The following is a 10,948-nucleotide window of genomic DNA, read 5'->3' as shown; positions in this document are numbered from 1 at the left end:
AAGGAAATGATATCCTCTACGGCGAATTCGGAGATGATACATATGTATTCAATCTCGGAGACGGACAGGATACGGTAAACGAAGAAGGTGCATGGACAGGAGTAGATACGGTTGCATTCGGAGAAGGAATAACACCTGCTGATATAACCGTTACAAAGGACGGAGGAGACATGGTGCTTCTTGTTGGAGACAGCGGAGACAGTGTTAGAATAGTTGCTCAGTATGCCAACAGTGACTATTTCGTAGAGAAAATAACATTTGCTGATGGTACGATAGCCCATATGAACTTTGGCTCATCAGACATTGTTATCGACGTTGAGGGAACATCGTTTGAAATTGAGCAAACTGCAGCAGAGTATCTCAACGATATTTATACAGATGAGGTATCCGACGATGAACTCACAGTGAATAATACGATTATCACAGATGTAACAGACAGCATAAGCATAGGTGATGGAAACGACGAGATATCTGATCTTACAAATATCCAGGCAATGATACTTGCAGAGAATATGTCGGCATTCAGCGATGACAGTCAGATATCCGACAGCATAAAGATAGGCGATATAACAGCCGATTCTTCAGCACTGGATCAGCTTCTCGTAAACTCATCAATGCAGTAAGCTTATTGCGTAATAAAATCGTGCAGCAGTGAAAACTGCTGCATTTTTTTACCAAAACGGAGCTTTGAAAAGTAAGCGTCAAATAAACTGCGTCCCATAAGATATAAAAATATCCTCGCCGATGGCGAGGAAAAACTTTATCAATTATTCCATGGAAGAAGTATCGTACCTGACGGATTTGAAAACAGGTCGGTCAGATACTTTTCAACGTCCATACCGTTAGCCTGTGCTGTTGAAATTATCGAGTACAAAAAGGCACTGCATTTTGCACCGCGCTCTGTATTATTGAAGAGCCAGTTTTTACGACCTACGGTGAAAGGTCTGATAGCATTTTCAGCTCTGTTGTTGTCGATGGGTACATCACCGTCTTCAAGGAACGTATACAGATATTTCTTTTCATTGAGAGTATATCTGACTGCGTCAACAAGCTTGTTCTTACCGCTGACCTGAAGCTCTTCAGCCCATGCAAAGAAAGCATCAAGTAAAGGCTTGATCTTTACAAGACGCTGCTCATATCTTTCCTCAGCGGTAAGCTCAGTCAACAGTTTTTCTTCATGGTAGATCCTGTTGCAGAAATCTACACCTTTAGCTGCTGCCGATGTTTCGTATGCTGATTTTTCCTTTGGCAGTGCGTTTACCCAGTATCTTCTGACATGAGTAAGACAGCCGCATCTCTTTGCCTTTTGCAGTGCATTGTATGCTGCATAACCGTCACATACAAGGAAACCTTCAAAATCTCCGAGAAATCTGACTGCATTTTCACTTTTCCTTGTAGGATGATAATCAAAAATGATGTTACTTCGGTCATTGATCTTTCCGTTACAGTATACCCACATTCTTGAATCGGTCGTTGCTTTTCTGCCTTTTTCGTGCAGTACCTGAAATACTGTTTCATCAGCATGGATGATCTTTTCTGATAACAGTTTTTCTTTCATATTCTGCACTATTGGAGCACACCACTTCTCAGCAGCATAGCATACCCAGTTCGACATAGTTGCTTTAAGTAATGGGATGCCTTTAGATTTGAAGTCTTTCTCCTGCCTGTGCAGTGGTACTGCCTTGCAGAACTTCTCATAAATAATATGAGCGAGGAGCTCAGGAGAACAATAGCTTCCCGGTATCATAAGCTCAGGATGCTCCGCACGTCTGATATTGCATGGTTCTGTACTTATTTCCGGAGCTGTACCGCACTTGATACACTTATATACCTTTACTATGTGACGGCGGATATGGAACAGATCATTCAGCATAATTCATGTACTAATGCAAGCAAAGTATCTGCTGAAATATCTGACGGAAGTGATATTTGCAAGCCATTCTTCTCAATACGAATATCTGAGTTTGGTCTTGGGACAGATACAGGTACTATTGCAGGTTCGGATTCCATAAAGTGCTCCCGAACTTTGCGAAGATGATAGTAATATGTCTTAATATTGATCCCGTTCTGAGCACAGTACGCTGTTACGGTCATACCACTTTCCTGCTGTGCTTTGATCTGCTCCGTCCATTCCTGCAGCTGTACATCTCGCTTGACAGTGGTAATAGCTGTCGTTGTCTTCATTTCCGTATTCCTCCTGTGTCTAATTTAGTCCAGTTTACTCCATAGACTTTTTTAGCCTATCCAATTTAGTCTATGGAGCTGCTTAGACTTTATTATACACCAGATTCCTTTTGGGAGGAATACGTCCTTTATTTGACGCTTACTTTGAAAAATGACAAAAAACATGACAGCGAACTGTTCTTTTGTAAGCGCCAACCAAACACAGCCCCCGCATCATAACAAAAAAAGAACCGAGGATCAACCTCGGCTCAAAGTATTACAATGTAACGCGAACTGTATTCAATTGTATACAGCAGTGTAACGCTTACTGTATTTCACTGTATGTCTTGCAGCAGTACGGGGGCAGAGAGAAGCTCCACGGCATGACAGATTTGATCTGATCATCTGTCGGATTGGTTCCCATTTCCGGCAGCACAGTCAGAAGGTAGAGCAGGTAACCGTATACATCCAGATTGTTTCTCTTGGCTGTTTCAATTATGCTCATGACTGCTGCACTGGCATTAGCACCTTTCTCTGTATCGCTGAACAGGAAATTTTTGCGGTTGATGACATACGGTTTTACTGTTCGCTCTGCCAGATTGTTTGTCATCTCGACTTCCGGATGCTTCAGAAACAGATACAGCTTCTCTTTCTGATTCAGGGCATAGGTAACCGCCCGGCCAAGCGCAGAATCCTTGCCGGGATGTAGCGTATTAATGATCTCATACACCTGATCCAGAAGCGGTTTTACTTTTTCTGATCGCATTTTCAGAATCTGCTGTGCGGTATATTTTTTCTCCCTAGCAGTTCTTTCGTATTCAGCCGCTTTGTCGATTAGTGCGACAATCTGCGCTGACGGACAGGTTGTATCTCCTTCCGGAATACAGTCAAAGATCTTGCGGCGCGCGTGAGCCCAGCATCCTGCGCTTTCATAATCGCCGCTGCCGTAGGACTGCAAACCGTCTGTCTGCACCACGCTCGTGTAGCCGCTCAGAAGTTCTTCTGCAACAGTTTTGCTTCGGCTGTCACGGTATGTATAAAGTGCGATCTTTCTGGATGCAGCTGCACCGGTACAGACAATCCACATCTGACCCTTTTTCTTTGTGGGCTTTCCGTCTTTCTTCAAGACTCTGGTCGGTGTTTCATCTGCATTAAGAACCAGTTCCAGGTATGCATATGCCCAAAGCTGACGGATGACCGGCTCAAACCATTTTGCACCCTTGATGACCCAGTTTGCAAGAGATGTGCGGTTCAGATAAATTCCGCGCAGTTTCCAGTACTGCTCCTGTCGGTATAGCGGCTCTCCGAGCTGATATTTTCTCTGCATGATATCCGCAACCATCGAAGGATCCGGCAGACCTTTTTCAATAACCGGCGTCGGTGTCTGATTCTCAGCTTTTACAATGTTTGCCTTGATTCCGTTCTTATCGCAGTTCTTGCATTTGTAGACCTTGCGATAGTATTCTATCTTGTATACTTTTTCCGGTATCACGGCAATGCGTGTGGTCAGGTATTCCTCAGTATATTCTGTCAGAGGGCTGCCGCAGACATCACAAATCTGCTGATTTTCAGGCAATGCATATACAACCTTCTTTGTTTCAAGGTCTGTTCTGAGCTCTTTTCTGCTGCGATGCTGACCGTTTTTCTTTGAGCTTTTGGTAACTGTTTCTACGGTCGGTTCCTGTACAGCAAGGTTGGATTCTGCTTCTGCTTCATTGACGATACCGCCGTCCAGCAGCATCTGCCCGTCTCAGATATATTTCCCTTTTTCGCTCCTCTGCCCGAACAGCATTTTATTCCGTTTCAGCACAAGCTCTGTCAGGTGTTCGATGCGGAGGTCTTTACCCTCAAGTGCCTTGTCTTTTTCTTCTATTTTCTGTTCAAGCTCGGAGCATTTTTTCATTGCTGCTTCATATGCTTTCTGCAATTCTTCGTAAGTCATAAAAAACGCTCCTTTCCCTGAATTTCTGAGAATTTCCGATACTTCTATTATACCGCAGATTGCTCCATATTTCAAGGAAAAGAACGCATTTCAGAATTAGAATATTCCTGCACATTCCGACAGATTTTTGGCACTGTGAATCAGCAAATATCCACGCCGCCTGATATCATTTTGATGGCTTTGGGTTGGTCAACTGACAGACCTTGCATCAGCCAGATATATTGCTCATAGGTGAGGTCACGATCCTCCTGTTCGTTACGCGGCCAGTTGAATTTTCCATTTGCGAGTCGCTTATACAGTAACAAAAATCCGTCATCCTCCCACAGCAGTACTTTCATACGGTTTCTCCGTCTTCCGCAGAACAGAAATGCACTGTTTGAAAACAGATCCAGCTGATATTGCTGCTGTATGATCGCTGCCAGTCCGTCTATGGATTTCCGCATATCTGTATGGCCACAGACGATGTAGATATGATCGCTACTCAGATTTTTCAGCATTCTCGCAGCCCTCTCAGAAGTGTCAGAAGCATTGTTCCTGATACTTCCTGCGGTAGCTCGATCTCAATACCGTTTTTGCGGATCATAACCTTTTCACACACCGGATTTGACCGTGGCTGTATTGCTTCCGGTTCTGACCGCTGTAATGCTGCAGACGAACTCAATGGAACTATTGGCTGAATCGTATTAGCTATCTGTTCAAGCAGGGCTGTTCTCACCACACACAATCTTCTGTAGTAGGTGTTGCAGCTGATGCCTTTCATCCGGCACCATTCTCTGATTTTCATTCCGCTGCTCTGGCATTCTGCGATTTCTTCTGCCCAATCCCGGTAACGTAGTTCTCTCTTCACTTCTTTAATGGTTGCCATGTACTCAGCTCCTTTCGGCGATTTCCGCCTCGGAACTATTTTACTGCTTTTTCATTATGGTGTAAAGGGCTGAGTTTGGTTGGCGCTTACGTTCTTTTGCAACAAATACCTGTAACTGCTAATATGTTAAAATGAGTTCAATACAACTTACAGGCATGTTATGTCAATAAAAATGCATTTTCCCCTTTTCTAATTCATTTTAGTCAAATATAAACATCAGCCAACTTGCCATTTCAAGACAATATCATTTAGTAATAAATATTCAATATAATTGTTAGTTGACTATTCAAATTTTTATAGGTACGGTATAATCATATTTTATAATAAACACCTAAATTTCTTAGATTCCGACCTGAATATAGTATGTATACACCACCTTGTGCCCCATTGATTTCACGTTATTTCGCGGAATTTCCCATTGTTGTTCTGGACTAATCATATTGACCATGCTGCCGCCGATGGAGCCTGCCTCACGTGAAGTAAGGTCACCGTTGTAGCCCTGCTTGAGGTTGATGCCGAGCTCGTTTGCTGACTCCATCTTGAATCTTTCAAGAGCCTCTCTGCCCTTCTGTGTCATTTCGCCTTTATTACTGTTGCTGTTATTGCTCATTGCAATTTCTCCTTAAAATATTTTTGATGCCGTGTTACTATTATATCTCTCATATCGGCTTTAAAACATGGAAAAAATGTTCAAATCAGCAAAACAGATCAGTAGCTCCCTATCTGAAGCACTTTTTCGAAAACATCGTATTTTCGGAGTGAGGGTTGAAATTCAACGGATAATATGTTATAATAATAGAATATAACAAAAGGGGCTGAAACTATGAAACTTATGGACTGCCATACACACACGCAGTTTTCCGTTGATTCCGAGGCTGATATAAACGAATGTGTAAAGCTGGCGGCGGAGCTCGGACTTGCCGCATACGCCATAACCGACCACTGCGAGTGCAATGCGTGGCACGGTGAGGAGCACTATTCCGAGGATGAGAAAAAGCTGCTCGAAAGCTTTGACTATGCCGCGGACTTTGAGAACTCAGTATCTGCGGTGACTGCTCTGAAAGAGAAATACGCAGGGAAGCTCAACCTCTTATGCGGAGTTGAGCTGGGACAGATACTTCAGGACACGGAAGCCGCAAAGACGGTAAACGCCGACAGCAGAGTGGACTTCATAATCGGTTCGCTGCATCAGGTCGTGGGCGAGCAGGACTTCTACTTCATAGACTATGAAAAAATGACCATGGACGAGATATACGACCTGCTGGAGCGCTATTTCAGGGAAGCCTACGAAGTCAGCAGGACTGATCTCTTTGACGTTTTCGGACATATCACCTACTGTCTGCGCTACATGAAGCAGAGACACGGCATAGAAGCCGATATAAGCCGATATGACGATATCATCGCGGAGATATTCCGTAATCTTGCACAGAACGGCAGAGGCATAGAGATAAACACCTCGGGACTCAGGCAGGGCTTCGGCGACTGCTTCCCGAGCCTTAAATATGTAAAGCTTTTCCGCGATATGGGCGGCGAGATAGTAACTATCGGCTCTGACTCCCATACCGTTGAGGATATAGCCGCAAATGCTGCGGACGGAATAGGTATCGCGCGAGCCGCGGGCTTTGCCCGTTTAGCTTATTTCAAAAAAAGAAAGCCGTACTTTATAGATATTAAGTAAAAATATATTTGAAAGGAACTGATACTATGAACGATATCATAAAAATATTACAGCAGAACGCCCGTATATCAAATACGGCGCTTGGCGAAATGCTTGGTATTTCCGCAGAGGAAGCCGCCGCACAGATAGATCAGCTTGAAAAGAGCGGCGTTATAAAGGGCTACAGCGTCATCGTGGACGATGACCTTTACGACAAATCCACTGTTTATGCAACTATCGAGCTCAAGGTAACTCCTCAGCGCGACTGCGGCTTTGACGATATAGCAAAGACTATCATGATGTACGACGAGGTTGAGAGCGTCAGCCTTATGTCCTCGGGAGCCTACGACCTTGCTGTTGAGGTAAAGGGAAACAATCTCAAGGACGTTGCGTTCTTCGTTTCCGAGAGACTTGCCACCATTGACGGCATACTTTCCACATCTACTCACTTTATACTGAAAAAATACAAGGAAAAGGGCATATTCATCGACGATGAAGAGCCTGACGAAAGGGGACTCGGCTGATCGTGATAGATTACGACAAGGTCCTTTCGGACAAGATAAAAAGCATAAAGCCGTCGGGAATACGAAAATTTTTTGATATTGCGGGAACTATGGAGGATGTTATCTCCCTCGGCGTAGGCGAGCCCGACTTCAATACTCCGTGGGCTATAAGGAAATCCGCAATACAGGTACTGGAGCGCAAGCACATAATCTACGGCCCCAACAAGGGAATTGCTCCCCTTAGGAACACTATTTCCGTACATATTGAGAAAAAGCACGGTGTGAAGTACGATCCCGACAAAGAGGTGATCGTGACTGTCGGCGGCTCTGAGGCTATAGACCTTACAGTGCGCGGACTTCTTGATCCCGGGGACGAGGTGCTGGTTGTGGAGCCATGCTTCGTCTGTTATGCTCCTCTTGTGGAGCTTGCAGGGGGCGTACCTGTGTCCGTGCCTACAAGGATAGAGAATAACTTCAAGCTCACCCTTGAGGATTTCAAGGACAAGATAACCGACAGGACAAAGCTCCTCATACTTCCTTTCCCGAACAATCCCACGGGAGCTGTAATGACCCGTGAGGACTTGGAACCCATTGCAGACTTCCTGAGGGATACAGACATCATGGTGCTGACCGATGAGATATATTCCGAGCTGACCTACGGAAGGAAGCACTTCTCCATAATCGAGCTGGAGGGCATGAGAGAACGTACAATCTACGTGAACGGCTTCTCAAAGGCTTACGCCATGACAGGCTGGAGACTCGGCTATGTTACCGCTCCCGAGCCCATAATCACACAGATATCGAAGATACACCAGTACGGTATAATGTGCAGTCCCTTCATTAGCCAGAATGCGGCTGTTGAAGCTCTTACCGCCTGCGATGCGGAGGTAGCGAAAATGGTGGACGAGTACAATACCCGCCGCCGCTATCTTGTGGGCGAGTTCAACCGCCTCGGACTGACCTGCTTCAATCCCGAGGGAGCCTTCTATGTGTTCCCCTGCATCAAGAGCACAGGTCTTACAAGTGAGGAATTCTGCGAAAGACTGCTCTTTGAGGAACGTGTCGCGGCAGTCCCGGGAAGCGCTTTCGGCGACAGCGGAGAGGGGTATATGCGTATTTCCTACGCTTATTCCCTCAAACATCTTATGGAAGCTATCAGGCGCATTGAAAAGTTCCTGAAAAAACTGGAGAACGAGAAGAAATGAAAGTAAAAACAGCGGCTAAGATAAATCTTGCCCTCGATGTTACGGGAAAGCTGCCCAACGGCTATCATACTATTGAGAGCGTGTTCCAGACTGTGGGGCTGTACGACGAGGTATCCGTGGAGCTGACACGAAACGGCACAGAGCTGAGCTGTGAAGTGCCGCAGGAGTTCGCGGCTTCCGACCCGATACCCTGCGATGAGCGCAATATCGCGTACAAAGCGGCAAAGCTGTTCTTTGAGGAGAACGGCATGGACTGCGGCTGCCGTATACATATAAAAAAGGGCATACCCTCACAGGCGGGCATGGGCGGCGGCAGCACCGACGCTGCGGCTGTTCTGTACTGTCTCGGTCAGCTTACGGGAAAAAGCGTCAGCACTCCCGAAAAGCTTGGAGCTGACGTGCCTTTCTTTCTCACGGGCGGAACTGCCTATGTTGAGGGCATAGGCGAGATAATAAAGCCTATTGCCGATTATTCGGGAAAAATACTGGTTATCGCCAAGGGAAAAGAGGGCGTTTCCACAGCTGAGGCTTACGGAAATATCGACAGGCTCGGCTCTCCGAAGCACCCCGAAACGCATAGGCTCGCCGAAGCCATAGAAAAAGCTCCCGATACGGCTTATAAGTACTTCGGCAACCTCTTTGAACAGGCTGTGGAGCTGCCCGAGGTTGAGGAGATAAAAAGCAATATGCTGAAATACCGTGCCCGCGCAGCTGCAATGACGGGCAGCGGCTCGGCAGTTTTCGGGCTTTTTCATGATCCAGCACAGGCTGTCGGATGCGCTGACGAGCTGAGGGTGAAGGGCTATTTCGCCTGTGTCTGCGAGACTGTTCCCGAGAGCTTTATCATACTTGAAAAGTGAAACACAGTGACGGTGATGAAAAATATCGCCGTCACTTTTTGTTTTCCTGAAAAATGAAGTATGTTAGACATTTTGATGAAAATTAACAAAATCTATTGACAAGTCTGCTCATTTAAGTTATAATTATGATATAAAATCGAAAAATTCGATTTAAAATGTTTGCTGAAAGGTGTTGAATAGTAATTATGGGAAAATTTATCATCAAGGCTACCAAGACAGGATATACCTTTAGTCTGAAGGCAGGTAACGGAGAGATCATCGCTACGGGCGGAGAAGTATACAATACTCTTGCAAGTGTAAAGAATGGTATCGCAAGTGTTGCCAAGAACGCTCCCGTTGCTAATCTCGAGGATCAGACAATAGAGGGCTTCCAGTCGGAGAATAATCCTAAATTTGAGATCTTCAAGGATAAGTCAGGCGAATTCAGATTCCGCCTTAAGGCAAAAAACGGAGAAGTCATTGCTGCCAGCGAGGGTTATGTCAAGAAGGACAGCTGCAAGAAGGGCATCGCCAGCGTAAGGAAGAATGCTGTTGACGCTCCTGTAATAGAGCCCGAGCCCGAAAAGAAATAAGTCCCTGACGGGGTAATAAAGCGCCGCAGTATTTTTGCTGTTCAGTCTGAAAATACTGCGGCGTTTGTATTTTAGGGGGGATAATTCATTGAACGGAAAAATCAAACTGTTACACCGTTTGCTTCTGACCGTGAGTATCCTCATACTCGGGGCAAGTCTGGTGTTTTACCTTATAAAGTGGGGGGACTATCCTGAGGAGATAGGGGTGCATTTTGGCCCTGACGGCGGCTTCGATGTTACGGCGTCAAAGTTTTTCGGCTTTTATCCCCATGTGATAGGCGGCATCGTCATTGCAGGCATAGCGTTTGCCTGCCGCCTTATCGGCAAAAAGAAGACAGGTCTGAGGATAAGCGAAAAGGGCGAGGAGCACTTCCGTGGGGAGCTCTGCCTGACACTTGACTGCATAGCTCTGCTTGTAAGCCTGTTTTTCGCTTACTGGTCAGTCTGTGTAGCACTCCAGCAGCCTCTTGATACGGATAAGGGGCTGCTTGCTTTGGGACTTATAGCAGCTGCATCAGCCGCAGGCATCATCGCTGAGACGGTCACATATATCAGGCACAGGGAGAAAGCGGGAAAAGCCGCTCCCTCGGGACTGTCCCACAGGCTGTGCCGCCTGATACCGTGGCTGCTTACCGCAGGAGCGGCGGCAGCTCTCGCAGAGTGCTGGGAGCGCTATCCCGCAGATGAGAAGCTTTTTGGGGACCCTGCGTACTTCGGGAAGGTCTATTCGGCAAATTTCAACGCTTATTACGACAGAAAGCTCCTGCTGATAGCTCTGATCGCTGTCCTGATACTCCTCACAGTCCTTGAAATAATATCCGTCAGAGCGGCAAAGGCTGAGAAGCAGCCCCTTGTTTCACTGACCGACAAACTCAAGCTGCTGATAGGAGTATTTTTCTTCTGGTGGGATCTGCTGCTTATGATGCAGTTAAGAATAGGAGCTGTTTCCGTTGGTGCTTTTGCACTGCTATTCACTGCATCTTTTGTAATATATGCCAAAAGTCGGAAATGATAATGAAGGACGGACTTCCCGTCCTTTTCATTTTGTCTGAAAATAATTTGTGAACGCAGCGTTTTAATTCACTGAAATCTATTGACAGGAACACTAAAATATTATATAATAATAGTGTTGTATTTATTTGCATAATATTACTATGGCAGTATATGCAGCTTTGTTTTAC

General features: G+C 45.7%; 14 protein-coding genes. 7 read left to right on the top strand and 7 right to left on the bottom strand.

Annotation, left to right across the window (positions count from 1 at the left end; genetic code table 11):
• Positions 1 to 623: calcium-binding protein (locus tag Q0R37_RS13145; protein ID WP_294754982.1), on the top strand; the 623-nt coding region annotated here is incomplete at its 5' end.
• A 140-nt stretch (positions 624 to 763) separates the two neighbouring features.
• On the opposite strand, the gene Q0R37_RS13140 is transcribed toward Q0R37_RS13145, so the two are convergent.
• From Q0R37_RS13140 to Q0R37_RS13110, 7 genes are all read right to left on the bottom strand, one after another.
• Positions 764 to 1,873, bottom strand: coding sequence for an IS66 family transposase (locus tag Q0R37_RS13140; protein ID WP_294754981.1), 1,110 nt, complete (start codon positions 1,871 to 1,873; stop codon positions 764 to 766).
• The gene (locus Q0R37_RS13135; protein ID WP_294753286.1) at positions 1,867 to 2,184 is read right to left on the bottom strand and encodes an IS66 family insertion sequence element accessory protein TnpB; all 318 of its coding nucleotides are present in this window, start codon (positions 2,182 to 2,184) and stop codon (positions 1,867 to 1,869) included. Before Q0R37_RS13135 ends, Q0R37_RS13140 begins: the two co-directional genes overlap by 7 nt.
• 304 nt (positions 2,185 to 2,488) lie before the next feature.
• A complete protein-coding gene (locus Q0R37_RS13130; RefSeq protein WP_294754979.1) occupies positions 2,489 to 3,904 on the bottom strand; it encodes an IS66 family transposase in 1,416 nt (471 codons plus the stop codon).
• Between the two features lie 9 nt (positions 3,905 to 3,913).
• On the bottom strand, positions 3,914 to 4,105 hold the full coding sequence (locus tag Q0R37_RS13125) for a hypothetical protein (protein WP_294754977.1): 192 nt from the start codon (positions 4,103 to 4,105) through the stop codon (positions 3,914 to 3,916).
• Positions 4,106 to 4,245: 140 nt separating this feature from the next.
• On the bottom strand, positions 4,246 to 4,602 hold the full coding sequence (gene tnpB, locus Q0R37_RS13120; protein WP_294754976.1) for an IS66 family insertion sequence element accessory protein TnpB: 357 nt from the start codon (positions 4,600 to 4,602) through the stop codon (positions 4,246 to 4,248).
• The gene (locus tag Q0R37_RS13115) at positions 4,596 to 4,970 is read right to left on the bottom strand and encodes an IS66 family insertion sequence element accessory protein TnpB (protein WP_294754974.1); all 375 of its coding nucleotides are present in this window, start codon (positions 4,968 to 4,970) and stop codon (positions 4,596 to 4,598) included. The genes tnpB and Q0R37_RS13115 overlap by 7 nt, the downstream gene beginning before the upstream one ends.
• A gap of 340 nt (positions 4,971 to 5,310) precedes the next feature.
• A complete protein-coding gene (locus Q0R37_RS13110; protein ID WP_294754973.1) occupies positions 5,311 to 5,580 on the bottom strand; it encodes an alpha/beta-type small acid-soluble spore protein in 270 nt (89 codons plus the stop codon).
• Positions 5,581 to 5,793: 213 nt separating this feature from the next.
• On the opposite strand from Q0R37_RS13110, the gene Q0R37_RS13105 reads away from it, so the two are divergent.
• The 6 genes from Q0R37_RS13105 to Q0R37_RS13080 all read left to right on the top strand — a co-directional run bounded on the left by Q0R37_RS13105 (position 5,794) and on the right by Q0R37_RS13080 (position 10,779).
• Complete coding sequence (locus tag Q0R37_RS13105) at positions 5,794 to 6,648, top strand: histidinol-phosphatase HisJ family protein (protein ID WP_294754971.1); 855 nt, start codon at positions 5,794 to 5,796, stop codon at positions 6,646 to 6,648.
• Between the two features lie 26 nt (positions 6,649 to 6,674).
• Complete coding sequence (locus Q0R37_RS13100; RefSeq protein ID WP_294754970.1) at positions 6,675 to 7,151, top strand: Lrp/AsnC family transcriptional regulator; 477 nt, start codon at positions 6,675 to 6,677, stop codon at positions 7,149 to 7,151.
• 5 nt (positions 7,152 to 7,156) lie between these two features.
• On the top strand, positions 7,157 to 8,335 hold the full coding sequence (locus Q0R37_RS13095) for an aminotransferase class I/II-fold pyridoxal phosphate-dependent enzyme (RefSeq protein ID WP_294754984.1): 1,179 nt from the start codon (positions 7,157 to 7,159) through the stop codon (positions 8,333 to 8,335).
• On the top strand, positions 8,332 to 9,195 hold the full coding sequence (gene ispE, locus Q0R37_RS13090; protein ID WP_294754969.1) for a 4-(cytidine 5'-diphospho)-2-C-methyl-D-erythritol kinase: 864 nt from the start codon (positions 8,332 to 8,334) through the stop codon (positions 9,193 to 9,195). Before Q0R37_RS13095 ends, ispE begins: the two co-directional genes overlap by 4 nt.
• A gap of 185 nt (positions 9,196 to 9,380) precedes the next feature.
• Positions 9,381 to 9,767 carry a YegP family protein gene (locus Q0R37_RS13085; RefSeq protein WP_294754968.1) on the top strand — a complete coding sequence of 129 codons (387 nt, stop codon included), beginning with the start codon at positions 9,381 to 9,383 and terminating at the stop codon, positions 9,765 to 9,767.
• 88 nt (positions 9,768 to 9,855) lie between these two features.
• A complete protein-coding gene (locus tag Q0R37_RS13080; protein WP_294754967.1) occupies positions 9,856 to 10,779 on the top strand; it encodes a DUF1648 domain-containing protein in 924 nt (307 codons plus the stop codon).
• Positions 10,780 to 10,948 lie beyond the last annotated feature (169 nt).

Origin of the sequence: uncultured Ruminococcus sp., from assembly GCF_946415235.1 — a bacterium.
Classification (GTDB): Bacteria; Bacillota; Clostridia; order Oscillospirales; family Ruminococcaceae; genus Ruminococcus.
Note: the sequence above shows the minus strand (reverse complement) of the source record. Positions and strands in the feature narration are given on the sequence as shown.

What these genes read in the sequence shown, in the direction of transcription:
- Q0R37_RS13130 (WP_294754979.1), bottom strand. Translation starts at nt 3,904, where the DNA reads ATGCTGCTGGACGGCGGTATCGTCAATGAAGCAGAAGCAGAATCCAAC.
- Q0R37_RS13105 (WP_294754971.1), top strand. Translation starts at nt 5,794, where the DNA reads ATGAAACTTATGGACTGCCATACACACACGCAGTTTTCCGTTGATTCC.
- Q0R37_RS13140 (WP_294754981.1), bottom strand. Translation starts at nt 1,873, where the DNA reads ATGCTGAATGATCTGTTCCATATCCGCCGTCACATAGTAAAGGTATAT.
- tnpB (WP_294754976.1), bottom strand. Translation starts at nt 4,602, where the DNA reads ATGCTGAAAAATCTGAGTAGCGATCATATCTACATCGTCTGTGGCCAT.
- Q0R37_RS13115 (WP_294754974.1), bottom strand. Translation starts at nt 4,970, where the DNA reads ATGGCAACCATTAAAGAAGTGAAGAGAGAACTACGTTACCGGGATTGG.
- Q0R37_RS13135 (WP_294753286.1), bottom strand. Translation starts at nt 2,184, where the DNA reads ATGAAGACAACGACAGCTATTACCACTGTCAAGCGAGATGTACAGCTG.
- Q0R37_RS13085 (WP_294754968.1), top strand. Translation starts at nt 9,381, where the DNA reads ATGGGAAAATTTATCATCAAGGCTACCAAGACAGGATATACCTTTAGT.
- ispE (WP_294754969.1), top strand. Translation starts at nt 8,332, where the DNA reads ATGAAAGTAAAAACAGCGGCTAAGATAAATCTTGCCCTCGATGTTACG.
- Q0R37_RS13100 (WP_294754970.1), top strand. Translation starts at nt 6,675, where the DNA reads ATGAACGATATCATAAAAATATTACAGCAGAACGCCCGTATATCAAAT.
- Q0R37_RS13125 (WP_294754977.1), bottom strand. Translation starts at nt 4,105, where the DNA reads ATGACTTACGAAGAATTGCAGAAAGCATATGAAGCAGCAATGAAAAAA.
- Q0R37_RS13110 (WP_294754973.1), bottom strand. Translation starts at nt 5,580, where the DNA reads ATGAGCAATAACAGCAACAGTAATAAAGGCGAAATGACACAGAAGGGC.